The sequence below is a fragment of the Bradyrhizobium sp. GW821-FHT13H06 genome, assembly GCF_058803975.1.
In genome coordinates this window covers 112,407-138,809 of sequence record NZ_JBXAPN010000001.1, presented here as the reverse complement: position 1 = coordinate 138,809, position 26,403 = coordinate 112,407, and the positions used below count along the sequence as shown (strand labels likewise).

Genomic DNA, 26,403 nt, shown 5'->3' with positions numbered 1-26,403 from the left:
TGAATTTCAGTGTTTGGAGAGCTGCTGCGCCGACCATTTCTCCAGGTCGGACATTTCGGCAGAGCCTTCGATCGTCGTGATGCTCCCGTCCCGAGAGATGAGCATCGTCCTGGGGATGTCGCCCTGCCAGGCAGGATCGATCTCGAACCTCAAGCGCTCGACAAAGCCGTCGTTGAAGATGAAGTTCTCGGTCGACGACAGCCCCGCCTTGTCGAGCATCGATTGCGTCGCAGCCGGCAGGTTCGGCACGAGGTCCGCGCTGACCGTGACGACATCGATTTCGGGATGGTCCTTCGCAAACTTCCCGAGCAACGGCAGCTCGACCTTGCAGGGCCCGCAGGTCACGCCCCAGAAATGCACGAGGGTCGGGCGACCTGCATGCCCGGTCAGCACACCTTGCCAGGTGCCGCGTTCGAACGGTTTGAGGCCCGGAGGCGATCCGAGGGCAGACGCCGATGCGAGAAGGATACCCAGACCCAGAATGGTTGCAAATCGACGTCTCATCTTTGGTCCTCGATCGCTGTGAGGCGATAGCCATCTGCTTTCGTCATCCATGACAGGTAGACCTGTCCGCCATTGGCGACGAGCAAGGGATGATCGGATGTGTCGGTCGTGCTCGAGATCGCCTTCGGTGGCGACCAGGTCTCGCCATCGTCATGAGAGATCGTCATCTGGACCGCGGTCTTCTCGCCATCGAACTCCTTCCACACCATCACCGTCCCTGCCGGGCCCGCGAGCACGAAGGGGCGCGTCGGATTGCGATCCGGCCGCCCCAACGCCATCGGCGCAGAGAACGTGCGGCCCTCGTCGCGCGAGTAGGCGTAGAACAATCCTTTACGAGCCTTCCCGTTCGTGTACCAGGCGACGTGATAGGTTCCGTTCGGCCCGATGGTGAGGCTGGGGCCGTGGTGCGGGCAGGCATTGATCTGCCAGTCGTCGTTGCTGACCCGATGGATTTCCCCGGGCGTCGAGACGTCGGTGAACGTCATGATCGCGTGATCGCGCACGCCCCCCTCGAAGATGTTTCTGAAGATCACGGCCGGCCGGCCGGGTGCCGCGAACGTCAGCCCCAACCGGCAGCACTCGCAAGTGCCTTCCCGCGCGAGACGGGCCTCGGTGTAGGTGGCGCCGCCGTCGGCGGACGAGGCAAAGAACAGCGCTGCTCCCTCGTACTTCCGTCCCGCCTCCCTTGCGGGGACGCGATTGCGCTTGTCGAGCCAGGCCGCAAAGACCGTTCCGTCCTGATCGAGCGCCAGCGCTTCGAAACGCTGGCTCTCATTGCTTGCGGTGATGGGCTTCAGCTCCGCGAAGCTCTTTCCACCATCGGCCGAACGCGTGTAAAGCACCTGGCCGTTGAAGGCTTCGTCCCTGAAGATCGAGAACGCGACGGCAATGCCGCCCTTGCGATCGACCACGATCTTCGGCCGCGCATCCGGTCCCCAATCGAGGTTCAGCCGCTTCGTCGTGACCCGGACGGGGACCGAGAAATTGCGGCCCGCATCCTGCGAGCTCGCGACCGAGACCTGCCCTCCCGCCATCCAGACCAGCCACAGCGTTCCGTCCGGAGCGAACGCGGGCGTTGCCTTGGTTGCACAGCGTAGCGTCGGCTCCTCACACGCCGCTTCGGACGCATGCGGAGCACGCATCTGTCCGAGCGCCGCACCTTGCAGGAATGCGAAAGCGACGATCCCGAGCAGGCCAGTTCGGATCAATGCCCTACTCCCTTCAATAGCTCGGATCATTTGAACGCCACCTTCATACCCGCAACAAAGGTGCGCGGCGAGCCGGCATAGATCGATCCTGTGGTGTTTGCGAGCACACTCGCAGGATTTTGAAGGCCAGCCGCCGTCACCGTGTTGGCGATGTTGTTTGCCGAAGCGATGTAGGTCCGGTCGAATACGTTCCTGACCTCGAGAAACAGATTCAGCGACCTGAAGGTGTCCGACACCAGATCGGTCTTGTAGTGAACGTTCAAATTGACCAGCTCATAGCCGGGTGCCTTCAGCAGATTCGCATTGTCCATGTAGAAGGAGTCCTTCCACTGCAGTTCGACAAATCCTCCGAGACCTGCAAGCGGCCCGGCGAACTCGTCATATCCAATTCGCGCCGTCAGCTCGTTGGGGGAGATGCCGGGAATCTTGTTGCCGGCACGGTTGAAGCTGAACACCGCGCCATTGGTGATGTTCTCGACATACTCGGTGTAGACCTCGTCGAGATAGGTGTAGGCGACCATGAACCGCCAGCCCGGATGGAACTTCCAGTCAGCGGCAAGCTCGATGCCGCGGTGCTCCGACCGTGGCGCGTTGAACGTATAGGATATGCCGGCAATCGGAGTCGCCTGACTGACGATCTCGTTGCGGAAGAACTCGTAGAAGCCGGTCGCGCTGAGCTTGAGCGTGTTGTTCGGCGTCCAATCGAAACCGAGGTCGTAACCTAGATTCTTCTGGGTTTGGAGCTGGGTATTGTTGCCCGACAAACCCGTCGGAAGGACGAAGAGGTTCGAAACCTGCGGAGTGCCGTATCCCGTGGCAACTCGTCCGCGGAAGAGCCATTCGTTGTTGAGATTGTAGAGGAGCGCCAACTCTGGCGCAGCATTTTGAAACTGCCGGTCCGCAGTCGTCAGGGTTGTCGTGGTGATGCCGGTGGGACCCGCGTACGCATACGCGGTGTTTGTCCCCTTGAGTAGCGTGGTCTCCCAACCAATGCCAGCGACCGCCGTCAGCGAGGTCGTCAGCCTGAGCTCTTCCCTGGCACGCACACCATAATTGGTCGTTTCGCTGAAGAGATTGCTGGAGAGCCTGCCGAGCGTGGCATTGCCCCCGGGCATCACATTTCGCGTGTCGCTCGACGCCGTCAGAGTGTTGTAGAAGGCGCCGAAGAACGCGGTCGACTCCATCCCGAGGATCTCGCCGCGCTTGGTGAGATCGCTCATGTAGTTGTACGACGGAAAATCTCCAATCGAGCTGGTCTGTCCGGTCGGCTGGCTGATGTTCCTGTCGTCGAACACGAACTGGTTGCGCCACGTCATCGTGTTGTCGAAATCGTGCTCCCACCGGCCGCCGACGATGGTCCGCCGGTCGTTGCGGCCGAGGCCGGCCTGCAGGGCCGTTTCCGTGTCGGTTCCGGCAGTCGCGTTGAAGCCGTTGTTGAACAGCCTGACCGTCCCGCATCCCGGCGCGGCGGTGGTACCGGTGGCACATCCTTGCTGGAACGGGTTGAGGTCGTATTGGTTCAGCGACTGCCGGATGGGCAACCGCGTGCTGAGGTCGTTGTTGATGATCTTGACCGTGAAACGATCGTCCGGCGTCGCCTTCAGCGTGCCGAGGAAGTTGACGGTCTGCGTATTGAACCAGCTGTTGCCGATATAGCCATCGCCCCGCACGTCGCTTGCGAACAGCGAGCCCTCGAAATTCCCGACCTTCTTGCCGGCCGCCACATAGTTGTTGAGGTAGCCGTAACTGCCGCCGTCCACGCCATATTCGACGCCGTCGATCGTGCCGCCGGGCCGTGTCCGAAAATTGAGCGCACCGCCGGTCGCGTAATTGCCGTAGAGCGCCGACGAGGGGCCGCGGATCACGTCGATCGCGCCATAGGCGTGCGGATCGATCAGGTCGCTCCGCGACAGGCCGTCCGGCTGCGTCACCGGGAAGCCGTCGTCGAAGATCACGAGATTGCGGATGGCGAACCCGTTGCGGGCGTTGGATCCGCGAATCGAGATTCCGAAATCGCGGGGGCCATTGCCCTGCTTGATCGAAATGCCCGGACTGTCCCGCAAGACGTCGCTGACCGAAAATGCCGGGCGATTGTCGAACTGGCTGCGATCGATGGTCGTCGCGGTCTGGCCGGCCGGCGACTGATTGAGACCAGCCCGCGCTGCGCCGGCAGACGCGGCCAGGTTTTGGGCCGGCGCGCTGGCGGTCGCGTTCTGCGCAACGGGTCTGGCTGCGCGTCCCGCCGAAGCTGAGCGCAGTCGCGATGGCCGGGTGGTTGGTTTGGGACGCGAAGGCTGCGGCGCCTCAACCGTCACCGCGGGAAGCGATTCCGAGGCGCCTTGGGCCAGCGCGTCCGAGCCGACCGAGGACACCAGCCCGCAAAGCACGGGCAGGCTCGCGCGGCTGATCGCACGAATGCGTAACATCTCTTGAATTCCCGACATCCGGCACGTCGGCCGGTCCATTGCACACGCCATCGGCACGGCAACGACGCGCGCCAATGGTTCGGTTTGTCGCTACGTCAGGAAAATCGAGGGGGTGCGCGAGCCTGGGCGCTCGAGCCCTTGTAAGCGGGGATGGCGGACACATCCGCCGCGAGCCACACGACACGTTCGGCGTGACGCAAGGGAGTGGCGAGCGCAACCTGCGGCGGCGAATCGAGCGTCGCGTTGGCCTGGACCAGGCAACAAAGCGCGCACGCGCCGGCATGCGCGGTCGGCGATCCGGTCGGATCATTCGGTCCGCCGCCCTGCTCGCTCGCGCTGTGGCAGATGACGGCGGCGGAAAGCGGATCGGCCATAGCCTGGCCGGCCACCAAGCACGCGGCAATCGGCGCCAGCACCTGCATCACCAGGGCGAGCAGGACGATGGGTAGGAATTTCTGTAGCCGTGCGCGCATCTGCCGAACCATTCGTTCGTCAGCCAACTAAACACTGCAGCCAGGGCCGAGTCGAGGTCAGTTCCGCCGCCTTCTTGGCCCAGCGCAAATTTCTCGAAGACTGTGGTCGGCGCGCTCCAGCACCGGCGCCCGTCCGCCGTTTAAGGCAGGGCAACCATCCCAGCCGTCCACAAATTTCTTATACTTGTCATATATTTAGATGACATTGAGCTCGATCGTTTCGTCAACTGCTCGAATTTTGAACATTCGTTGCCGAAAATGATGACAAGTGAGAAAAGTTGATCTAGCATCCCCCTTGCTCAGGCTGGCCGCGAGGTCGAAGTCTGGTGGTCCAAGTCTCGGGAGGAGCCCCTGGCGCGCAAAACGCAGCGTCGCCCCGTCAATCAAGAGCAAATCTTAGAATCGGGGATAATAGGGTCGACACAATTTTCGAGCGGGGCCAGGGCCCCGCTCTTTTTTTACCCGCGCGGCTGAACTGCCGATGAACGTGGCCTCTCATCCAATCCTAGACAACGCGCGGCGATCACAACGCACTCGTTTACCAACGTCGTTCGAGCTCCATCTGGAAACGCAGGCGATGTTCCGCTCGAAGGCAGCGAGTTGGAAAGGTATCGACGCTCGCATTGACGATCGAAGCGATCCTCGACTTCGCCGGTGAGCGCCGCAGGCATTTCCGGCTGATCGCCTGCGAGGTCGCCTCGCGCGATGCGTACGGCACGCCGCGTCGTCAGGGATACGCTCCGCGACCTGCTTGACGATGAATGGACGCCGCAGATCGCGCAGGCCTGGGATACATTGCGCGCGGATATCGACGCATGCGCCGCCGCTCCGGCCCGACGCTTTGCGCTGCACCAACACTGGCTGCGGCGATCTCGCGGTTGATTGCAGATTGAGTGCCAACAACTCTTGTGAGAGACTTTCGGACATCGGTCGCGCAAGCAATGACGCGCCGACGACAAAATACATGGGAGCGAGCGATGTCCGGGACGAAAGATTTCTCGACGACGAGGCGCGATCTTCTCCAGGCGGCAGCGACCGCCGGCGCCGCAACTGCCATCCTCGGCAGCATGGGCATAAACCCCGCACTGGCAGCCGCGGTCGGACGCAGCGAGAAACCGCTGAAGGCGGCCTTCTCCAATGCGGGCCTGCAGGCGACGTGGTGCGCGCAAGGCAAGCAGGCCGCGGAATTCTGGGGCAAGCTGTTCAACGTCGAAGTCACCTGGTTCGACGGCCAGCTCGACGCAGTGAAGCAGCGCGCGGCGATCGACAACATGGCCTCGCAGAAATGGGATTTCGTGGCGATCCAGGCTTTCGGCATCGGCACCCTCACCCAGCCGGTGCAGAAGATGATCGATGCCGGCACGCCCGTGATCGACATGGACACGCTGATCGCGCCGCTCGATCAGATCAACGTCCATTCCTTCCTCGCGCCCGACAACGAGTTCATGGGGGCTTCGGTGACGCAGGCGCTGTGCAACGCCATGGGCGGCAAGGGCAAGATCATCATGACGCAGGGCGCGCTCGGGCATACCGGCGCGCAAGGACGGGCCAAGGGCTTCAACTCGGTGGTCAAGCAATTCCCCGGCATTGAGGTGCTCGACACCCAGCCGGCCGACTGGGACGTCTCCAAGACCGCCCGCCTCTGGGAAACGTACCTGACGAAATACCCGCAGATCGACGCGGCGTTCTTCCACAATGACGACATGGCGCTCGCCGCCGCCAACATCATGAAGGCGCGGGGCCGCACCAACATCCTGATCGGCGGCGTCGATGCCATGCCGCCGGCGATCCAGGCCGTGAGCGAAGGCCGCATGTTCGCCACGGTGCGCAATCCCTCCTGCCGCATCCATGGCGGCGCCATCATTGCAGGCGTGTCGGCCGTGGTCGGCGGCGAGAAGAGCGGACAGGGAATCCCGAAGAACGTCGTCACCGACGGCCCGGTCGTGACCAAGGCCAACGCCGCCGGCATGCAGTGGATGCAGGATCACTTCCTGATCTGAGCCTCCAAGACCTGAACTTTCATGCCTGAGGGACAACAGCCCATCCTGGAACTGCAGGGCATCACGAAGAGCTTCGGCGGGGTCGAAGCGCTTCGTGGTGTCGACTTCGCGCTTTATCCCGGCGAGATCCATGGTCTCGTCGGCGAGAACGGCGCCGGAAAAAGCACGCTGATGAAGATCATCGCCGGCGTGCACACCGAGTTCTCCGGCCGCTTCCTGGTCGACGGGAAGGAGTTGCATTTCCGCTCGGCCCGCGATGCGCACGCCGCCGGCATCGCCATGGTGCATCAGGAGCTCAGTGTTGCGCCCGACCTGACGGTCGCGGAGAACGTCTTCCTTGGCAACCAGCCGATCAACCGGCTTGGCCTCGTGCAATGGCGGCGGATGGCGCGGGAGGCGGGCGAGCAGCTCGCCCGCTTCGGCATCGACGTCGATCCGATGAGCCGGCTCGGCGATCTCCCGATCGGGCTGCAGCAGCTGATCGAGATCGCGCGCGTGCTGTTCTCCGGCGCGCGCATCGTCATCCTGGACGAGCCGACCTCAGCCCTCTCCCCGCCCGAGGTCGAGCGGCTGTTCGCCACGCTCAAGCGGCTGCGCGAGGGCGGTACTGCCATCGTCTTCATCTCGCATTTCATCGAGGATATCTTGCGCGTGTCGGACACGGTGACCGTGTTCCGCAACGGGCGCAAGGTCGCAGAGACGGCAAGCGCCGCGACCAGCAAGGGCGCGCTGATCGAGGCCATGATCGGCCGCGGCGGCGAGGCGCTCGGGCATAGCTACACCGACGATCTGATGCTGCCGCAGCCGAGCGACAGCAAGGTCGTTCTCAAGGCCGACCAGCTGTCGCTGTCCCGCAGCCTTCAGGACGTCTCGTTCGAGGCGCGCGCCGGCGAGGTGCTCGGCATCTACGGCTTCATGGGCTGTGGCCAGCAGGAGCTGTCGCGCATCCTGTTCGGGAAGCTAAAACCGGACGGCGGCACGCTGGCGGTCGAGGGCACGCAAAGAAAATTCGCCAGCACGGCGGCGGCGCGGCGGGCCGGCGTGGCGCTGGTGCCGGAGAGCCGGCGCGACATGCTGTTTCACCAGGAGCCGGTCTACAAGAACATCTCGATCAGCATTCTCGATCGCATCTCGGCCCTGCTGCTCAAGCCGGCGCGGGAGCGCGACATCGCCAAGCGCCAGGTCGAGCAATTGCAGATCCGGCCACCGGTGGTCGGCCTCGATCTCGGCATGCTCTCGGGCGGCAACCAGCAGAAGGTCGCCCTGGCGAAATGGCTCACCTACCCACCGAAGCTCCTGGTGCTGTGCGAGCCGACCCGCGGCATGGATGTCGGCGCCAAGAACGACGTCATCAACATCGTCCGCGACCTCCGCGCCAGGGGGCTCGCCATCATCGTGCTGTCGACCGAGCCGGAAACGGTGCTGTCGCTGGCCGATCGCATCCTCGTGCTCAAGCGCGGCACAGTGGTGCGGGAATTCACGAACGAGCCGGTCAGCAAGGACCGCCTGCTGGAAGCGGCGTGACGGAGAAGCACATGAGCAGCGAGACGGCTTTGGCGGCGGGACGGAGGGCGCGGGGCCTTGCACCCTTCCTGCGCTCGCAGATGCGCAACATCGCCCCCTTCCTGACGCTGATCTTCCTGACCGCCTTCTTCGCCTTCGCCAGCCCCTCCTTCGCGACGCTCGACAATCTCGGTAACATCCTGACCCAGGTGTCGGTCACGGGGATCATCGCCGTCGGCCTCACCTTCGTGATCCTGTGCGCCGAGATCGACCTCTCCATCGCCAGCATCGCCAACGTCACGGGCATTGCGGTCGCCTATTTCACGCTGCAGGAATCCTACGTCAACATCGCCAACGTCCCCCTGCCCGGCGCGGTCGCGATCATCCTGTCGATCCTGCTCTGCGCCCTGCTCGGCCTTGTCAATGCGCTTGGCCTGACCGTGATCGGCATCCCCTCCTTCATCATGACCCTGGCGATGATGCAGATCGCCGCCGGTATCTCCGCGCTGCTGGTGCGCGGCCAGATCGCCTACAAGGTGCCGAGCCTGATCACGACCCTCGGCTCCGGCTCGATCGGCGGCATCCCCTGGATCGTCATCGTCGCCGCCATCATGCTGCTCGGCGGGCATCTGGTGCTGACCTACACGCGCTTCGGCCGCTACGTCTACATGGTCGGGGGCAACCGCGAGGCGGCCGAATATTCCGGCCTCAACGTCAAGCTCATCTTAGGCAGCGTGATGGTGATCTCCGCGGTCTGTTCCGGCATCGGCGGCATGCTCGGCGTCGCCCATTTCGGCAGCGCGCAGCAGAACGAGTTCGACACCTATCTGCTCGACTCCATCGCCGCTGTCGTCGTCGGCGGCACCAGCCTGTTCGGCGGCCGCGGCGGCATCGGCAACACCATCGTCGGCCTGTTCGTGCTCGGCGTGCTCAACAACGGCCTCGACCACGTCAACATCGACAGCTTCCTGAAGATCCTGATCCGCGGACTGATCCTCCTGGCGGCGCTGGTCATCAACGTCTATGCGCAACGCTTGAGGGAAAAAGCGGCGGAGTAGACGGCGCTCAAAGCAAAAACCGCGAAAACAACCCCATGCACAGTAGAAACATACAGTGAATTCAGCGACTTACCAAGTTCGCGACGACGTGAATCGACCGCGACGACGGTTTGACTTGTCACGCAAAACAGGAGCACGATGTCACCATGGCCGCGGTCGTCGCCTCGGCAGCAGCTCCAGCCTTGACCGCACCACATGTCCATCGTGCGGCGCTTCAAGCGCCGACCCCGGCCAGCTCCGGCTGCCAATCCCGCAATTTTCGCGCGGCGCCGGTGACGTCAGCGATCGTCCGAAACGCTGCCGTCTCCACCATCATCGCCCTCGCCAGCCGCACCGCACGAGCCTCGCTGGTTGCGCGCCTCCGCGGGTCCTCGATCAGCTCGAAGTCGATGTTGTGGGCGAGGCCGAAGATGCGGCGGATGATCTTGGCGGCGGCGAAGCCGGCCGTGTCGGCGAACAGGCGCTGCATGTAGGCGTGGCGCTCGGCCTCGAGACGTGCGGCGCCCTGCTCACCGGCGAAGAGGCAGACGGGATAGGCGTCGCCGGCGGCCCCACCGCGCCAGAGGTCGAGGAATTTGCGCGCGAACTCGTTCCAGACCTGCGCGACCGTCTCCAGCACCCAGCCTTCGAATGCCTGCCGCTCGCCCGGTGCCCGCTCATGACCGGCGGAGGCGAAATAGGCCATCAAGAGGTTGGCCAGCACCGCGCCGACGTCGAATCCCATCGGACCGTAGAAAGCAAACTCCGGGTCGATCACCCGCGTCTGGCTCTCCGTCACCATGATCGAGCCGGTGTGGAGGTCGCCGTGGATCAGCGCCTCGGGGCTCGCCATGAACTTCAACTTCAGCCGGGAGATCGCGACGTGCAGGTCGAGGTCCTCGCGCAAGGCCGCCGCCAGGCCGTCAAGATAAGGCGCGGTCCAGCGGTTCTGCTCCGCGATGCGGTAGGGATCTGTGAAGATCAGATCCTCCGTGATCTTGCACAGCGCATGGTTGCCGGCAAAGGCCGCGATGCCCTCCTTCTTCTCGGCGGCGGAGAGCGCGAGGTCGGAGGTGAAGAACAAGGTCCTTGCCATGAACGTGGTGATGTCGTCCACGAAGCGCGGATATCGCGTTCCGGCGACCAGCCCCTTGCGCATGATGATGTGAGGTTCGAGCAGCTCCATCACCGTCAGCGCCAGCCCGTCGTTGTGATGCAGCACGGCCGGAACGAGTCCGGGCGCGAGTTCAGCCTGCCGCGTCAACGCGAGGTATTCGTAATGAGCGCGGGACAGCGGCAGCGGCCAGCTTTCACCGACGAGACGGACATAGGGCAGCGCCTGCTTCACCGCGATGCCGCCGCTGGCGCCCTTGACGATGAAGACGAGGTTGAGATTGCCGTCGCCGACCTCAGTGATGGACCAGGACGCCGGCTCGGCGCCAAGCAATGCCCTGAGCTCGGAGACGCCCGCGAGATAGTCGCGCAGGTCGCCTTCATGCAGAATTCGATAATCCCCTGCCCGGTCCCCGCTCATGACGATCCCATCCCTTGTCTGGACCGGATCGTTACTCCCGATGCTGGAGAGCTCGAGCCGATCCCGGCCATTCTTTTGATCGGATCGTAGTCGCAATCAACGCGGTCCGCCACCTGGGGCGCTGTGTGCCGGCGCGCAGGACATGGGCGCGAGGTTGTGGGCATCGGGCAACCAGCTGGGACGCTTGGTCGCGAGCCACGATTGGCCGTTTGAGGAACCCAAGCAGGCTGAGACAGTTTTCGGTTTCTAACCTTTCAAAGGAGCTGACCGATGGGTCGCGGAATGCCCTCCATGACCGCCCTTCTGGCGATGCTGGCCATCGCCGGATATCAGAATCGCGACAAGCTGGCTGAGCTGCTGAAAGGCGCGGGGAGCGGCTCGTCCCCGGGCGGTCAGCCGCCGCTTGGGGGCGTGCTCGGCAATCTCGGCGGCATGCTCGGCGCGGGCGGAATCGGGGGCCTGCTCAATGGCGGAATTGGCGAGCTCCTGGAGAGGTTCAACCAGACTGGCCAGGGCGAAATCGCCGACTCATGGGTGAAGCCCGGGCCCAACAAGGACATCTCCTCGCCGCAGCTCAAACAAGCTATCGGCAGCGACGTCCTGGAGAAGCTCGCAGAGCAGACCGGGCTTTCTCAAGACGAGATCATCACACGGCTGTCCCGTGAACTTCCTTCCGCAATCGACAAATACACGCCGGATGGACGCCTGCCCGAAGCATAGAAGCAGCGGCTTAACTCAGAAGAGATGTACCCATGAGCATTCTTTGGACCATCATCATTGGCTTTCTCGCCGGCGTGATCGCCAAGTTCATCATGCCGGGCGACAATGAACCTTCCGGCTTCATCCTGACGACCATTCTCGGCATCGTCGGCGCGTTCGTGGCCTCTTATCTCGGGCAAGCGCTGGGCTGGTATCGCCCTGGTGAAGGGGCCGGCCTGATCGGTGCGGTGGTCGGCGCGATCGTCGTGCTGTTTGTTTACGGTCTCTTCGCTGGCCGGCAACGCCGGGCGATCTAAGCGGAATGGCTTAGGTTGAATAGATGATCGGTGCGGCTCGTACACCTCTCCCGCTTGCGGGAGAGGTCGGCGCGTCCGGGCGATGCGAAGCATCGTCCCGCGCGCCGCGTGAGGGCTTTCTCCTCGAGGGGATTGTCCCATTGCGGAAACACTCTCTCCCCAACCCTCTCCCGCAAGCGGGAGAGGAAGTGCACCGCCGGTGGCGCAATCAAACCTAATCGCATCATGCTTTAGAACTGGCCGAGACCTGCTGGCGGACTCGCTCAAGCGGAATGTGTGACGGAAGGTTCGCCGGATGCCTGCTTCACGGCGACGCTGCTGCTGCCGCGGCTTGCCGCGGCGTCTCAAAGGCGCTGCGCCAGCCAGATGGTGTGCCCACCGCAATCGGGGTCCTCGACCACATGCGACACGACGCGGAATCCATTCCGATCCAGCAATGAACGATATTCGGCCGGATCCAGGCTGGCATGATACAGCGGCTCGCCGCCGAACGCTCCGATCGCCTCGCCCTGCGTCGGGCCACTCGTGAACATCAGCGCCGCATCCGGCCTCGCATGGTCGCGAAAAATCGGGAACATGCGGCGCTGGTCGTCAAAACAGAGGTGGAAGAAGCTATCCCAGGCAAGGATGCCGCCAAATCGCCGTCCCAACGCAAGCCGGCGCATATCGGCAACGATCCATTCCTGCTGCGGGAAGCGCCGTCGGCAGGTGTCGATCATGGCCGGCGAGGAATCCACCCCCGTCACGGGATGATCGAGCCCGATCAGATATCCCGCCATCGGCTCTGCCGAGCCGCAGCCGAGATCGAGGACGGAGCCGGCAGGCGGCAGCAGCGCACGGAAACGGTCGAGCCAGGGCTGTTCGAACAGCCTGCTCCGTGCACGGCTCTCGATCCAGTCCGATGCCTTGCGCTGATAGAGATCGATGATGTGGTCGGCAGCGTCCGATGCCATTCGAGGACTCACGCGCTTCGTTCGCGACTAGAGCATGATCCGGAAAAGTGTGCAGCGATTTTCCGAAAAGATCATGCTCAAACAATAACCTAAAGCGCGATGACGATTCATCCCAATCGCATCGCGCTTTAGAAGGTCTCCCGCTCCAGGAAGCTGGAGCCGATGTCGGCCTTTCTCTTGATCGGATCGTAGTCGCAATAGACGCTGTCCGCCACCAGCGTGTAGCTGGCGCTGACGTTGTATTTGTCGAGCTTGACCGAGTTCAGGCCGATCACCGCAGTGCTCTTGCCCCCGTTCCACTTGAACGGCGTCGAACTCTTGGACTGCTCGCAGGCCAGCACCGCCTCGTTGAAGACATAGCCCTCGACGAACGCCTTCAGGGTGCGGACCTGCACGGCCATCTTCCATTCGAAATAGCCGATGGCCCCAAGGCCGGCGACGATCAGCACCAGAAGCGCGACGACGATACGTTGAAAAGTCATTTGTGTCCCCCGAACAAAACAAGCGCAAAAGATCCAGGCGAGATGAAGCGCGCACGCCTCGTCCTTCGAGACGACCGCGGAGCCTGTCATCGGGCCGCGCTTTTGCGCGGACCCGGTGGCGGTCTCCTCAGGATGAGGCTAACGGACATCGCCGCCCGTTGAAACTACTGCCGCGCACTCAATCCTCATCCTGAGGAGCCCGCCAAAGGCGGGCGTCTCGAAGGATGGGGCTGCACGAAGATAAACCTAGAACGGCATTCCCATCAATTTCGACAGACGCTCGATCGAGAGATAGCCGGCATGATAGGCCGCTACGCCGATGCCGTAGATCACCGCCGAGATGATCGTGGTCCAGATCAGCTTGCGCCCCATCCGCGTCATGATCGGCGCGCCGGGGTCCGTGCCGGGTGCGCCGACGCCATCCTCGTGCTGGCTGCGCACGCCGAACGGCAGCGTCAGGAACAGCGCGACCCACCAGATGACGAAGTAGATCGCGATCGCAGTCGATATCTGGATGGCCATGGGACGGCCTTACGCCTGCTCGATCTCGACCAGCGCGCCGGAAAAGTCCTTCGGGTGCAGGAACAGCACCGGCTTGCCGTGGGCGCCGATCTTCGGCACGCCGTCACCCAGCACCCGCGCGCCCTCCTTCACCAGCGTGTCGCGCGAGGCGATGATGTCGACGACCTCGTAGCAGACATGGTGGATGCCGCCATCGGCATTGCGTTCGAGAAACTTCGCGATCGGCGAGGCCTCGCCGAGCGGCTCGATGAATTCGATCTTGGTGTTGGGCAAGGTCGCAAACACGGTGGTGACGCCGTGCTCGGGCAGCGGAACGGCCTCCGAGATCTCGGCCCCGAACGCCGCACCGTAGATCTTCGCGGCCTTGACCGCATCCTTGGTTGCGATCGCCACATGGTTGAGCCGGCCCAGCATGGTTTCTTCTCCCTCAGCGCGTGATCCGGAACAAGCGGCGAGCCGCCTTCCCGGAGATGCTGACACAATTACACTGTCAGTACGTGTACCAGACAGGGAGGCTTTTTGCCCCAATGTTCGTTGATCACGGCCCGGACGGCGCGCCGCACCGACTCGCCCAAGGCGTCGGGATCGCGGCGACGCGCCTTCGGCAGGCCTTCGATGGTGGACATCACGGCGTCGAAGACGATGTCGTCGAAGGGCTCGCCCGCCCTGTTCTTCTCGGGGATGCCGACCAGATCGACCTCGGGATCGTCGGCGAGCTCGCCCTGCCCGGTCATGGCGATGGCGACGAAGGCGCAGCCGGAGAACGCCATGCGCCGCCGCTCGACCACGGCGCGCGACTTGGAATCCTCCAAGATCGTGCCGTCCTTGTAGAGACGCCCCGACGGCACCTCGCCGACGATGCCGGGATCGCCGGGGCCGAGCTTGACGAGGTCGCCGTTGCGGCAGACCAGCACGCGCGGCACGCCCGCGGCGCGCGCCAGCTTTGCGTGCTCGTGCAGATGCAGGGCCTCGCCGTGGACCGGGATCAGGAGTTGCGGCTTCACCCAGGAGATCAGGTCGCGCAGCTCGTCGCGGCGGGGATGGCCGGAGACGTGGACCAGGGCGTCGCGGTCGGTGATGATCTCGACGCCCTGCAGCACGAGATTGTTGATGATCGAGCCGACGGCCTTCTCGTTGCCGGGAATGGTGCGCGAGGAGAAGATGACGCTGTCGCCGCGGTTGAGCGTGATCTCGGGATGGTCGTCATTGGCGATGCGCGCCAGCGCGGCGCGCGGCTCGCCCTGGCTGCCGGTACACAGCGCCAGCACCTTGTCCTGCGGCAGATGGCCGTAGATGTCGGGCGAGCGGAAATTCTGCACGCCGTCGAGATAGCCGGTCTCGCGCGCCACCTGCACCACGCGCTCCATGGCGCGGCCGACCACGACGACCTCGCGGTCGGCGGCCTTGGCGGCGGCGGCCACGGCCTTGATGCGCGCGACATTGGAGGCGAAGGTCGTCACCGCGACGCGGCCCTTGGCCGACTTCACGAGCTCGATGATGGTCCGGGCAACCTCGGCTTCCGACGGTGAGCGGCCATCGCGCACGGCGTTGGTGGAATCGCCGATCAGGGCGAGCACGCCCTGCTCGCCCAATTCGCGCAGCCGCTTCTCGTCGGTCGGGGCGCCCAGGATCGGAGTCGGGTCGATCTTCCAGTCGCCGGTGTGCAGCACCGTGCCGGCTTCGGTGCGGATCGCCAGTGCATGCGCTTCCGGAATCGAATGCGCGACGGGGATGAACTCGACGTTGAACGGGCCGACATCGATGCGGCCCCCGGACGGGATGACGGTCACGGGGATCTCGGGCGCATTGCGCTCGGCGGCGCATTTGGCCTCGAACAGCGCCGCGCTGAACTTGGTGGCGTAGATCGGGCATTTCAGCTTCGGCCAGAGATCGATGATGGCGCCGAAATGGTCCTCATGGGCGTGGGTCAGCACGAGGCCCATCAGGTTCTTGCGCTCCTTCTCCAGGAAGCTGATGTCGGGCATGATCAGGTCGATGCCCGGCAGATGCTCCTCGTCGCCGAAGGACACGCCGAGATCGACCGCCAGCCAGGCGCGCTGGTGGCGGTTGCCGAGGCCGTAGATCGACAGGTTCATGCCGATCTCGCCGACGCCGCCGAGGGGCGCAAACACCAGTTCGTCGGGCCTTGCCATCACGCAGCTCCCACAGAGGCGACGGGGCCGAAGAACACCTCGCCGGCGGCCACCGGCACGCGACGGCCCTCGGCGGTGCGGACGATCAGGCAGCCGGCGTCGTCGATGGTGTCAAAAATGCCTTCCAGCGTCATCGTACCCGTGTGGATCGCGATCTTGTCCCCAAGGCCGGCAGCGCGTTCGAGCCAGAGCTTCCGGATCTCGGCAAAGCCGCGGCCATTGTCCCAGATGCCGCGGAACTCGACCCAGGCGTCCGAGAGAGCCGAGAACAGCTCCTCGGCGCTGATCTGGACGCCGAGCGCGGCCAGCGACACCGCGGGCGTCGGGGTGCCCTCGGGCGCTGCGACCACGTTGGTGCCGATGCCGACGACGATGGCGAGACCGTTGCCGACGGCCTCGGCCTCAAGCCCAATGCCGACCAGCTTCTTGCCGCCGGCGAGCACATCATTCGGCCATTTCAGGGCGTAGCGGGGGCGGCCCTCGCCGAGGCGGAGCGCGGCCTCGAGGCTCACCTTCTCCAGCGCAGCCTCCTCCGCCAGCCCGGCGGCAAAGCCCAGCGTGGCGGCGACGGCCGGGGCGACGTCCATGACTTCGAGGATGCTGGCCGCGAGATTACCCCTGGGCGCGACCCACGCGCGCTGGCGGCGGCCGCGGCCGGCGGTCTGTTCCGATGTCACGAACCACATCGGACCACGCTCGCCGGCCCTGGCGCGCTCGATCGCCTCGGTATTGGTCGAGCCGGTCCGCTCGAAAGCTGCGAGCTTATAGCCCGCCGACAGTGCGCGAGAACCGAGCGCGAAAGCCATCCTAGAACAGCGACTTTGCCGCGGCGGAGGCGACGCTCACCACCGGACCTGCGAACAGCGCGAACAGGATGTTGAACAGGCCCGCGACCGCCAGCACCGTCCGCACTTCGATGCGCACCGGATCGACCTGGCCCGCCGGCTCGTCGAAGTACATCGTCTTGACGATGGCGAGGTAGTAATAGGCACCCACCACGCTGGTCAGCACGCCGATGACGGCGAGCGTGAACAGGTTCGCCTTGATGGCGGCGACGAAAACGTACCATTTGGCGAAGAAGCCGGCGAGCGGCGGGATGCCGGCGAGTGAGAACAGCAGCATCGCGAACATGAAGGCCAGCAGCGGATTGGTCCGCGAGAGGCCTGCGAAATCGCTGATCTGCTCCACCGCCTGGCCGTTGCGCTTCATGGCGAGGATGATCGCGAACGAGCCGAGCGTCATCGCGACATAGATCACGATGTACATCAGGACGCCCTGCGCGCCCTCGACCGTGCCGGAGGCGAGGCCGACCAGCGCGAAGCCCATGTGGCCGATCGACGAATAGGCCATCAGGCGCTTGATGTTGCTCTGGCCGATCGCGGCGAACGAGCCGAGCGCCATCGAGGCGATCGACACGAAAACCAGGATCTGCTGCCACTGCGAGACGATACCGGGAAACGCGGTCAGCGTGACGCGGGTGAAAACAGCGAGCGCGGCCACCTTCGGCGCCGAGGCGAAGAAGGCGGTGACCGGGGTCGGCGCGCCCTCATAGACGTCGGGCGTCCACATGTGGAACGGCACTGCCGAGACCTTGAAGCAGAGGCCGACGAGCAGGAAAACCAGGCCGAACAGAAGGCCGACATTCGAGACCGTTGCGACCGCGGCGATGCCGGCGAAGCTGACCGTGCCGGTGAAGCCATAGACCAGCGAGCAGCCGTAGAGCAGCATGCCCGAGGACAGCGCGCCGAGCACGAAATACTTCAGGCCGGCTTCGGTCGACTTGGCGTTGTCGCGGTTCGAGGCCGCCACGACGTAGAGCGCCAGCGACATCAGCTCGAGCCCGAGATAGAGCGAGATCAGATCGCCCGCCGAGATCAGCACCATCATGCCGAGCGTCGAGAGCAGCACCAGGATCGAATATTCGAAGATGCGGCGCGACGGGTCGGACAGGAACTCGGTCGACAGGATCAGCGTCACCGCCGAGCCGATCAGGGCCAGGATCTTCATGAAGCGGGCAAAGTCGTCGGCGATGAAGCTGCCGCCGAAGGTCACCTGCTTGCCCGCGGGCTGCATGTAGACGAGCGCGCCGACCACGATCAGGAGCACCACCGACAGCAATGTGACCGTCCTGGTCGTCTCCTGCCCGCGATAGGCTCCGAGCATCAGAAGCGCCATCGCGCCGACCGCGAGCACGAGCTCGGGCAGCACCGGCGCCAGTTGATAACCTGCAGTCTCAAAGCTCATGGCGATATCCTGACCTGCCCGATCACTGGAGCAGTGCGGCGGCCTTCATGGCCGTCACAGCGGTGTTGTAGTTGTTGACGAGTTGCTGGACCGAGGCGGCCGACATGTCGAGCACCGGCTTCGGATAGACGCCGAACAGGATCGTCAGCGCGATCATCGGGAACAGGATCACGCACTCGCGCAAGGTGAGATCCTTCATGCTCGCCAGCGACGGCTTGGCCAGCGCCCCGAACACGACCTTGCGGTAGAGCCACAGCGCATAGGCCGCCGACAGGATCACGCCGAAGCTGGCGAAGAACGCCGTCGGGATCGAGACCTTGAAGGTGCCGAGCAGCGTCATGAACTCGCCGACGAAGCCGCTCGTGCCGGGCAGACCGACATTGGCCATGGTGAAGACCATGAACGTCATCGCGTAGAGCGGCATCCGGTTGACGAGGCCGCCATAGGCCGCGATCTCGCGGGTGTGCAGGCGGTCGTAGACGACGCCGACGCAGAGGAACAGCGCGCCGGAGACGATGCCGTGCGAGATCATCTGGAACACGCCACCGGCGACACCCTGCATGGTGCCGGCGAAGATGCCCATGGTGACGAAGCCCATATGCGCCACCGACGAGTAAGCGATCAGCTTCTTCATGTCCTCCTGCATCAGCGCCACCAGCGAGGTGTAGATGATGGCGATGGCCGAGAGCGTGAACACCAGCGGCGCGAAGTCGTGCGAGGCCAGCGGGAACATCGGCAGCGAGAAGCGCAGGAAGCCGTAGCCGCCCATCTTCAGGAGGATCGCGGCGAGGACCACCGAGCCCGCGGTCGGCGCCTCGACATGCGCGTCGGGAAGCCAGGTGTGGACCGGCCACATCGGCATCTTCACCGCAAAGGAGGCGAAGAAGGCGAGCCACGCCCAGGTCTGCAGGGACCGCGGCACGGCCGTGTGCATCAGGGTCGGGATGTCGGTGGTGCCGCCGTTCCAATACAGCGCCATGATGGCGAGCAGCATCAGGACCGAGCCGAGCAGCGTGTAGAGGAAGAACTTGAACGACGCGTAGACCCGGCGCGGGCCGCCCCAAACGCCGATGATCAGGAACATCGGGATCAGGCCGCCCTCGAAGAACAGGTAGAACAGCACGAGATCGAGCGCCGAGAAGGTGCCGATCATCAGCGTTTCCAGGATCAGGAACGCCATCATGTATTCGCGGACGCGGCTCGTGATCGCCTTCCAGCTCGCGATGATGCAGAACGGCATCACGGCGGTGGTGAGGATCACCAGCGGCAGCGAGATGCCATCGACGCCCATGTGGTAGGTGATGCCGGTGGCGAGCCAGTTCGCTTTCTCGACGAACTGGAAGTCGGGGTTGGCGGGGTCGAAGCGCATGACCAGGATCACCGAGACCGCGAAGGTGATCAGCGTGGTCCACAGCGCGATCCAGCGCGAGTTGCGCCGGGCCGCCTCGTCATCGCCGCGGCTGAGATAGACGATCAGCGCGCCGACCAGCGGCAGGAACGTCGTGACCGAAAGGATGGGCCAGGTTGTCATTTACTGGCCTCCAAAGCCGAACATGAACCAGGTGATCAGGCCGGCGGCGCCGATCAGCATGGCGAATGCGTAGTGGTAGAGATAGCCGGTCTGGATCTTCACGACGTTGCGGGTGACGTCCAGCACGCGGGCCGAAACGCCGTCGGGGCCGAAGCCGTCGATGATGAGCCCGTCGCCCTTCTTCCAGAGCTGGTAGCCGATCCACTTCGCCGGACGGACGAAGATGAGGTCGTAGAGCTCGTCGAAGTACCATTTGTTGAGCAGGAACTGGTACAGCATCGGCTGCGTCTTCGCGAGCTCGACCGGCAAATAAGGCCGGCGGATGTAGAACAGGTACGAGACGAGGAAGCCCAGCACCATCATCACCGTCGGCAGGAACGCGATGGTCGCGGGGATGTGGTGCATCTCCTCGATGATGTGCGGGTTCATCTTCACGGACTCGCGGAAGAACTCCTCGACGCCGTGACCGGCGAACAGCTCCTTGAACGGGAACCCTGCGACGAACGAGCCGACCGCGAGCACGCCGATCGGGACCAGGATCCAGAGCGGAGCCTCGTGCGCGGCCTCGTAATGATGCTCGTCGTGCGGCTCGCCGTGGAAGGTCTTGAAGATCAGGCGCCAGGAGTAGAACGAGGTCAGGCCGGCGGCGACGACCGTCATCAGGAAGCCGTAGACCCCGAACGGATTGTGCGAGGCGTAGGCGGACTCGATGATCGCGTCCTTGGAGAAGTAGCCGGCGGTGAGCGGGAAGCCGGTGAGCGCCAGGGTGCCGACCACCATCACCGCATAAGTGTAGGGGATCTTCTTCCAGAGGCCGCCCATGTTGCGGATGTCCTGCTCGTGGTGCATCGCATAGATCACCGAGCCGGAGCCTAAGAACAGCAGCGCCTTGAAGAAGGCGTGCGTGAACAGATGGAACATGCCGACCGAATAGGCCCCTGCTCCCATCGCCACGAACATGTAGCCGAGCTGCGAACAGGTCGAATAGGCGACGATGCGCTTGATGTCGTTCTGGACGAGGCCGATGGTCGCCGCGAAGAACGCGGTGGTGGCGCCGAAGAACATCACGACGGCCTGTGCGTTCGGGGCGAGCTCGAACAGCGGCGACAGGCGCGCCACCATGAACACGCCGGCGGTGACCATGGTCGCGGCATGGATCAGCGCCGAGACCGGGGTCGGGCCTTCCATCGCGTCCGGCAACCAGGTGTGCAGCAGGAACTGCGCCGACTTGCCCATCGCGCCCATGAACAGGAGGAGACAGGTCAGGGTCAGCGCGTCGGCGTGCCAGCCGAGGAAGTTGACGGTCTTGCCGGTGAGTCCGGGAGCAGCGTGGAAGATGGTCTCGAAATCGGTCGAGCCGACCAGCATGAAGATCGCGAAGATGCCGAGCGCGAAACCGAAATCGCCGACGCGGTTGACCACGAAGGCCTTGATCGCGGCCGCGTTCGCCGACGGCTTCTGGTACCAGAAGCCGATCAGCAGGTAGCTCGCCAGGCCCACGCCTTCCCAGCCGAAGAACAGCTGCACGAGGTTGTCCGCCGTCACCAGCATCAGCATGGCGAAGGTGAACAGGCTGAGATAACCGAAGAAGCGCGGCCGGTTCGGGTCCTCGTCCATGTAGCCGATGGAATAGAGGTGCACGAGCGAGGACACGGTGGTCACCACCACCAGCATCACGGCGGTGAGCGTGTCGACGCGCAGCGTCCACCAGACCTGGAGGTCGCCGGAGAAGATCCAGGGCAGCAGCTGGATCCTGTAGTCGTGGTGCATGAAGCCGACATCGACCAGCGTCATCCAGGACAACGCCGCCGAGACGAACAGCAGCGCCGTGGTGATCAGCTCGGCGGGGCGCGAGCCCGCCGCGGCGGGCTCGGTCGGACCATGGCCGTGATCGTCGTGACCGTGATCGTCGTGGCCGTGTTCGTCGTGGCCATGGGCGTCATGGGCCGTCGAGGCATGGGCGCCGTGGCCGTGGTCGCCGTGATGCTCGACCTCGTCGCCCGAGGGGTTGCGGGCATGCGCGCCGAACAGCGCAATCAGGCCGGCCAGAATGGCGCCCAGCAGAGGCAGGAAAACGATTGCCTGAACCATTTGAGAGCTCAGCCCTTCATCAGATTGACGTCCTCAACCGCGATCGAGCCGCGGTTGCGGAAATAGACCACCAGGATGGCGAGACCGATCGCAGCTTCAGCGGCCGCAACGGTCAGCACCAGCAACGCGAAGACCTGGCCGACGATGTCGCCGAGGAAGGTCGAGAACGCCACGAGGTTGATGTTGACCGAGAGCAGGATCAGCTCGATCGACATCAGGATGACGATGATGTTCTTGCGGTTCAGGAAGATGCCGAGGATGCCGAGCGTGAACAGGATCGCGCCGACCGCCAGATAATGTCCGAGCCCGATCGTCATTTCACCCACTCCGCCGCATCGGCGTCCGAAAGCCCCTGCCCCGGCGCCACCTTGCGCATCGCCATCGCCATCTCGGGCGTGCGTGCGTTCTGAACGTTGATGTCCTGCCGCTTCACGCTCGCCTTGTGCCGGAGCGTCAGCACGATGGCGCCGATCATGGCGACCAGCAGCACCATGCCCGAGAGCTGGAAGTAGTGGATGTACTTCGTGTAGAGCACGAGGCCGAGCGCCTCGGTGTTGCTGACATTGGCCGGGATCGCCGCCGTGATCGTCTTGGAGACGCCGGGATTGATGACCCAGAAGCCGACGGTGAGCAGCAGCTCGAACAGGAAGATGCCGCCGATCACGAGGCCGACCGGCAGGTACTCGATGAAGCCCTCGCGCAGCTCGAGGAAGTCGACGTCGAGCATCATGATCACGAACAGGAACAGCACCGCGACCGCGCCGACATAGACGACGATCAGCATCATGCCGAGGAACTCGGCGCCCATCAGCACGAACAGGCCGGAGGCGTTGACGAAGGCCAGGATCAGGTACAGCACGGAATGCACGGGATTGCGCGAGACAATCACCATCACGGCCGAGGCGACGCAGACGCCGGCGAACAGATAGAAGAACAGCGCGGGAAGGATCATCGGGAAACTCCCGTCATTCCGGGGCGCGCGAAGCGTGAACCCGGAATCTCGAGATTCCGGGTCTGGTCCTTCGGACCATCCCGGAATGACTTGGAAATCTGGATCATGCCCTCACCTCACCGGTACGGCGCGTCGAGCTCGATCGCTTTCGCGATCTCGCGTTCCCAGCGATCGCCGTTGGCGAGCAGCTTGGCCTTGTCATAGAACAATTCCTCGCGGGTCTCGGTCGCGAACTCGAAGTTCGGGCCTTCGACAATGGCGTCCACAGGACAGGCCTCCTGGCAGAGGCCGCAATAGATGCACTTCACCATGTCGATGTCGTAGCGCACGGTGCGGCGGGTGCCGTCGTTGCGGCGCGGCCCGGCCTCGATGGTGATGGCCTGCGCCGGGCAGACCGCTTCGCACAGCTTGCAGGCGATGCAGCGCTCCTCGCCGTTCGGATAGCGGCGCAGCGCGTGCTCGCCGCGGAAGCGCGGCGAGATCGGGCCCTTCTCGAACGGATAGTTCAGCGTCGGCTTCGGCTGGAAGAAATAGCGCATGGCGAGGAAGAACGCCGAGACGAACTCCGACAGCAGAAGCGAGCGTGCAGTGGCGTTGACGTTGATACCCATGACGGCCCTCACTTCGGCGCGATGCCGGCGAAATGCAGCACGCCGGCCACCACGATCACCATCACCAGCGACAGCGGCAGGAACACCTTCCAGCCGAGGCGCATCAGTTGATCGTAGCGGTAGCGGGGCACGATCGCCTTCGCCATCGCGAACAGGAAGAACATGAAGAACAGTTTCAGCGAGAACCAGATGATCCCCGGCACCCAGTTGAAGGGCGGCAGGTCCACCGGCGGCAGCCAGCCCCCGAGGAACAGGATCGTCGCCAGCGCGCACATCGTGACGATCGCGACATACTCGCCGAGCATGAACAGCAGGTACGGCGTCGAGCCGTATTCGACCATGAAGCCGGCGACGAGCTCGGATTCGGCTTCGACGAGGTCGAAGGGCGGACGGTTGGTTTCCGCCAGCGCCGAGACGTAGAACACCACGAACATCGGGAACAGCGGCCAGACGTACCAGTTCAGGATAGTGAGCTGCGGCAGCCCGATCAGGCTGGCGAGGCCGCGCGCGTGCTGGGCCTCGACCACGGCCGACAGGTTCAGCGTGCCGGCGCAGAGCAGCACCGTGATGATGACGAAGCCGATCGAGACTTCGTACGACACCATCTGCGCCGCCGAGCGCAGCGCGGCCAGGAACGGATACTTCGAGTTCGACGACCAGCCGGCCATGATGATGCCGTAGATCGACAGCGACGAGATCGCGAAGATGAAGAGGACGCCGACATTGATGTCGGCGATCACCCAGCCGAGATTGGTCGGGATCACCGCCCAGGCGGCGAGCGCGAGCACGCAGGACACCAGCGGCGCCAGCAGGAAAACGCCCTTGTTGGCGCCGGCCGGAATGATCGGCTCCTTCAGCACGAACTTCAAAAGGTCGGCGAAGGATTGCAGCAGGCCCCAGGGACCGACCACGTTCGGGCCGCGGCGGATCTGCACCGCCGCCCAGATCTTGCGGTCGGCGAGCAGGATGTAGGCGATCGCGACCAGGAGGACGACGAGCACCAGGACGCTCTGCGCGACCATGATGATCAGCGGCCAGAGGAACCCGGTCCAGAATGCGCTTTCGAAGAATTCCATCAGATCACGCTCACTCCGCTGCGGTCAGCATATGCCCGGAGGCGAGGCGCGAGCATTCCGCCATCACGGCGGACGCACGCGCGATTGGGTTGGTCAAATAGAAATCCTCGACCAGCGGCTTGAACGGCGCCTTCTCGGGCGAGCCGCCCTTCCCCGCCAGCTTCCTGATCTGGTCGGCGGTGCCGGCCTCGATCTGGTCGAGACGCATCAGATGCGGCACGGCCTTGAAGATCGTCTGGCGCAGGGCCGCGAGCGAGTCGTAGCCGAGCTTCTTGCCCAGCGCTTCCGACAACGCGCGGATGATCGCCCAGTCCTCGCGGGCCTCGCCCGGCGGGAACGCGGCGCGGCCGGTCATCTGCACGCGGCCCTCGGTGTTGACGTAGATCGCGGACTTCTCGGTGTAGGCGGCCGCCGGCAGAATGACGTCGGCGCGATGCGCGCCGCGGTCGCCATGGGTGCCGATATAGACGACGAAGGTGCCGTCCGGCGCCTTGATCTCGTCGGCCCCTAGCAGGAACAGCAAGTCGAGCGTGCCGAACGTCGTCATCTGCGCCGCGTTCAGGCCTCCGCTCGTTGCGGAGAAACCGACATCGAGCGCACCGACGCGCGAAGCGGTCTCGTGCAGCACGCCAAAACCGTTCCAGCCGTCCTTCACCGCGCCGACATTGAGCGCGAGCTTGGCGGCGGCAGCGAGGATGGCAGCGCCATCGTGACGGGCGGCCGCGCCCGCACCGACCAGGATGATCGGATTCTTGGCGTTCTTCAGCGCGTCCATGAAGGAGTGCTTGCCGGCCGCGAGGTCGGCGAGCGTCTCGGTACCCGCGCCGAGGTGGTCATAGTCGTAGGTGAGGTCGGCCTTGGCGCCGATCACGCCGACCTTGAAGCCGCCGCCACGCCAGCGCTTGCGGATGCGGGCGTTGAACACGGCCGCCTCCTTCCGCGGATTGGCGCCGATGATGAGCAGCGCGTCGGCTTGCTCGACGCCCGCGAGCGTCGGGTTGAAGATATAGGAGCCGCGGCCGAGCGCCGGATCGAAGGCGTCGCCGCCCTGCACCGCCAGATTGCTCGAGCCGTACTTGGCGAGCAGATCCTTCAGCGCGAACATCTCCTCGACACCGGCGAGGTCGCCGGCGATCGCGCCGATGCGCTTGCCGTCGGTGCGCGCCGCCTTGGCGGCAATTGCGGCAAAGGCTTCGGTCCAGCTCGCCGCGCGCAGCTTGCCGGCTTCGCGGATATAGGGACGGTCAAGGCGCTGGGTGCGCAGGCCGTCGACCACGTGACGGGTCTTGTCGGAGATCCACTCCTCGTTCACGGCCTCGTTGATCCGCGGCAGAATACGCATCACCTCACGGCCGCGGGTGTCGACGCGGATCGCCGATCCCAGGCCGTCCATGACGTCGATCGACTGGGTCTTGCCGAGCTCCCAAGGACGCGCCGCGAACGCATAGGGCTTCGAGGTCAGCGCACCAACCGGGCAGATGTCGACGAGATTGCCCTGCAGTTCCGAAGTCAGCGCGTGCTCGAGATAGGTCGTGATCTCCATGTCCTCACCGCGGCCGGTCGCGCCCATCTCGGGGGCGCCGGCGACTTCCGCCGAGAAGCGGACGCAGCGCGTGCACTGGATGCAGCGGTTCATCGAGGTCTTGACCAGCGCGCCGAGATATTTGTCCTCGACCGCACGCTTGTTCTCGGCGAAGCGGCTGGTGTCGACACCATAGCCCATCGCCTGGTCCTGGAGGTCGCACTCACCGCCCTGGTCGCAGATCGGGCAGTCCAGCGGATGGTTGATGAGAAGGAACTCCATCACGCCTTCGCGCGCCTTCTTCACCATCGGCGAACGGGTGGAGATCTCAGGCGGCTCACCCTTGGGGCCCGGACGGCAGTCGCGCACGCCCCAGGCGCAGCTGGCGACCGGCTTGGGGCCGCCCTTCACCTCGACGAGGCACATCCGGCAATTGCCGGCGATCGACAGCCGCTCGTGATAGCAGAAGCGCGGAATCTCGGCACCGGCCGCCTCGCACGCCTGGAGCAGCGTGTATTCGGCGGGGACATCGATCTCTTTGCCGTCGATGATGAGCTTGGTCATG

Annotated in this window: 25 protein-coding genes; 6 read left to right on the top strand and 19 right to left on the bottom strand. The window is 64.4% G+C overall.

The features are described 5' to 3' along the window. Window positions 1–6: 6 nt before the first annotated feature. The 4 genes from AC1RQP_RS00705 to AC1RQP_RS00690 form a co-directional block, all read right to left on the bottom strand. Window positions 7–504 carry a TlpA family protein disulfide reductase gene (locus AC1RQP_RS00705; RefSeq protein ID WP_492935583.1) on the bottom strand — a complete coding sequence of 166 codons (498 nt, stop codon included), beginning with the start codon at window positions 502–504 and terminating at the stop codon, window positions 7–9. Further along, window positions 501–1,712: a sialidase family protein gene (locus tag AC1RQP_RS00700; protein WP_492935582.1), complete on the bottom strand. Its 1,212-nt coding sequence runs from the start codon at window positions 1,710–1,712 to the stop codon at window positions 501–503. The genes AC1RQP_RS00705 and AC1RQP_RS00700 overlap by 4 nt, the downstream gene beginning before the upstream one ends. A gap of 26 nt (window positions 1,713–1,738) precedes the next feature. Continuing rightward, a complete protein-coding gene (locus AC1RQP_RS00695; RefSeq protein WP_492935581.1) occupies window positions 1,739–4,138 on the bottom strand; it encodes a TonB-dependent receptor family protein in 2,400 nt (799 codons plus the stop codon). 95 nt (window positions 4,139–4,233) lie between these two features. Beyond that, window positions 4,234–4,611: a DUF2946 domain-containing protein gene (locus AC1RQP_RS00690; RefSeq protein ID WP_492936352.1), complete on the bottom strand. Its 378-nt coding sequence runs from the start codon at window positions 4,609–4,611 to the stop codon at window positions 4,234–4,236. 623 nt (window positions 4,612–5,234) lie between these two features. On the opposite strand from AC1RQP_RS00690, the gene AC1RQP_RS00685 reads away from it, so the two are divergent. The 4 genes from AC1RQP_RS00685 to AC1RQP_RS00670 all read left to right on the top strand — a co-directional run bounded on the left by AC1RQP_RS00685 (window position 5,235) and on the right by AC1RQP_RS00670 (window position 9,172). Then, window positions 5,235–5,366 (top strand): hypothetical protein, encoded by a 132-nt coding sequence (locus tag AC1RQP_RS00685; RefSeq protein ID WP_492935580.1) that lies wholly within the window; start codon window positions 5,235–5,237, stop codon window positions 5,364–5,366. A 222-nt stretch (window positions 5,367–5,588) separates the two neighbouring features. After that, entirely contained in the window at window positions 5,589–6,611 is a 1,023-nt protein-coding gene (locus tag AC1RQP_RS00680; protein ID WP_028177658.1) for a sugar ABC transporter substrate-binding protein, read from the top strand. A gap of 21 nt (window positions 6,612–6,632) precedes the next feature. Continuing rightward, window positions 6,633–8,135, top strand: a complete 1,503-nt coding sequence (locus AC1RQP_RS00675) for a sugar ABC transporter ATP-binding protein (protein ID WP_492935579.1) — start codon at window positions 6,633–6,635, stop codon at window positions 8,133–8,135. Window positions 8,136–8,146: 11 nt separating this feature from the next. Next, a complete protein-coding gene (locus AC1RQP_RS00670) occupies window positions 8,147–9,172 on the top strand; it encodes an ABC transporter permease (RefSeq protein ID WP_492935578.1) in 1,026 nt (341 codons plus the stop codon). A 214-nt stretch (window positions 9,173–9,386) separates the two neighbouring features. Here AC1RQP_RS00670 and mtnK read toward each other — a convergent pair whose 3' ends face one another. After that, window positions 9,387–10,685 carry an S-methyl-5-thioribose kinase gene (gene mtnK / locus AC1RQP_RS00665; protein WP_492935577.1) on the bottom strand — a complete coding sequence of 433 codons (1,299 nt, stop codon included), beginning with the start codon at window positions 10,683–10,685 and terminating at the stop codon, window positions 9,387–9,389. Window positions 10,686–10,955: 270 nt separating this feature from the next. Here mtnK and AC1RQP_RS00660 point away from each other — a divergent pair, with 270 nt between their 5' ends. Then, a complete protein-coding gene (locus tag AC1RQP_RS00660) occupies window positions 10,956–11,405 on the top strand; it encodes a YidB family protein (protein ID WP_492935576.1) in 450 nt (149 codons plus the stop codon). Between the two features lie 32 nt (window positions 11,406–11,437). Further along, window positions 11,438–11,701, top strand: coding sequence for a GlsB/YeaQ/YmgE family stress response membrane protein (locus AC1RQP_RS00655; protein WP_028178196.1), 264 nt, complete (start codon window positions 11,438–11,440; stop codon window positions 11,699–11,701). Between the two features lie 344 nt (window positions 11,702–12,045). Here the strand turns inward: AC1RQP_RS00655 and AC1RQP_RS00650 are convergent, their stop codons facing one another. From AC1RQP_RS00650 to nuoG, 14 genes are all read right to left on the bottom strand, one after another. After that, window positions 12,046–12,654 (bottom strand): class I SAM-dependent methyltransferase, encoded by a 609-nt coding sequence (locus AC1RQP_RS00650; RefSeq protein ID WP_492935575.1) that lies wholly within the window; start codon window positions 12,652–12,654, stop codon window positions 12,046–12,048. A 128-nt stretch (window positions 12,655–12,782) separates the two neighbouring features. Then, complete coding sequence (locus AC1RQP_RS00645) at window positions 12,783–13,136, bottom strand: hypothetical protein (protein ID WP_239623840.1); 354 nt, start codon at window positions 13,134–13,136, stop codon at window positions 12,783–12,785. Window positions 13,137–13,382: 246 nt separating this feature from the next. Beyond that, on the bottom strand, window positions 13,383–13,658 hold the full coding sequence (locus tag AC1RQP_RS00640) for a DUF1467 family protein (RefSeq protein ID WP_492935574.1): 276 nt from the start codon (window positions 13,656–13,658) through the stop codon (window positions 13,383–13,385). 9 nt (window positions 13,659–13,667) lie between these two features. Beyond that, window positions 13,668–14,072 (bottom strand): methylmalonyl-CoA epimerase, encoded by a 405-nt coding sequence (gene mce, locus AC1RQP_RS00635; protein ID WP_239623841.1) that lies wholly within the window; start codon window positions 14,070–14,072, stop codon window positions 13,668–13,670. Window positions 14,073–14,140: 68 nt separating this feature from the next. Continuing rightward, complete coding sequence (locus AC1RQP_RS00630; RefSeq protein ID WP_239623842.1) at window positions 14,141–15,811, bottom strand: ribonuclease J; 1,671 nt, start codon at window positions 15,809–15,811, stop codon at window positions 14,141–14,143. Then, window positions 15,811–16,617: a biotin--[acetyl-CoA-carboxylase] ligase gene (locus AC1RQP_RS00625; RefSeq protein WP_492935573.1), complete on the bottom strand. Its 807-nt coding sequence runs from the start codon at window positions 16,615–16,617 to the stop codon at window positions 15,811–15,813. The genes AC1RQP_RS00630 and AC1RQP_RS00625 overlap by 1 nt, the downstream gene beginning before the upstream one ends. A 1-nt stretch (window position 16,618) precedes the next feature. Beyond that, window positions 16,619–18,055 (bottom strand): NADH-quinone oxidoreductase subunit NuoN, encoded by a 1,437-nt coding sequence (nuoN, locus tag AC1RQP_RS00620; RefSeq protein ID WP_492935572.1) that lies wholly within the window; start codon window positions 18,053–18,055, stop codon window positions 16,619–16,621. A gap of 22 nt (window positions 18,056–18,077) precedes the next feature. Then, the gene (locus tag AC1RQP_RS00615) at window positions 18,078–19,586 is read right to left on the bottom strand and encodes an NADH-quinone oxidoreductase subunit M (RefSeq protein WP_239623845.1); all 1,509 of its coding nucleotides are present in this window, start codon (window positions 19,584–19,586) and stop codon (window positions 18,078–18,080) included. Further along, window positions 19,587–21,677 carry an NADH-quinone oxidoreductase subunit L gene (gene nuoL / locus AC1RQP_RS00610; protein ID WP_492935571.1) on the bottom strand — a complete coding sequence of 697 codons (2,091 nt, stop codon included), beginning with the start codon at window positions 21,675–21,677 and terminating at the stop codon, window positions 19,587–19,589. Between the two features lie 8 nt (window positions 21,678–21,685). Beyond that, window positions 21,686–21,994 (bottom strand): NADH-quinone oxidoreductase subunit NuoK, encoded by a 309-nt coding sequence (gene nuoK, locus AC1RQP_RS00605; protein WP_008547737.1) that lies wholly within the window; start codon window positions 21,992–21,994, stop codon window positions 21,686–21,688. Further along, window positions 21,991–22,629 carry an NADH-quinone oxidoreductase subunit J gene (locus AC1RQP_RS00600; RefSeq protein WP_061027048.1) on the bottom strand — a complete coding sequence of 213 codons (639 nt, stop codon included), beginning with the start codon at window positions 22,627–22,629 and terminating at the stop codon, window positions 21,991–21,993. Before AC1RQP_RS00600 ends, nuoK begins: the two co-directional genes overlap by 4 nt. Before the next feature lie 116 nt (window positions 22,630–22,745). Next, complete coding sequence (gene nuoI, locus AC1RQP_RS00595; protein ID WP_191093171.1) at window positions 22,746–23,240, bottom strand: NADH-quinone oxidoreductase subunit NuoI; 495 nt, start codon at window positions 23,238–23,240, stop codon at window positions 22,746–22,748. Window positions 23,241–23,248: 8 nt separating this feature from the next. Next, window positions 23,249–24,316 (bottom strand): NADH-quinone oxidoreductase subunit NuoH, encoded by a 1,068-nt coding sequence (gene nuoH / locus AC1RQP_RS00590; RefSeq protein ID WP_131868155.1) that lies wholly within the window; start codon window positions 24,314–24,316, stop codon window positions 23,249–23,251. Between the two features lie 10 nt (window positions 24,317–24,326). Further along, a complete protein-coding gene (gene nuoG / locus AC1RQP_RS00585) occupies window positions 24,327–26,402 on the bottom strand; it encodes an NADH-quinone oxidoreductase subunit NuoG (RefSeq protein WP_492935570.1) in 2,076 nt (691 codons plus the stop codon). Window position 26,403: the final 1 nt, after the last annotated feature.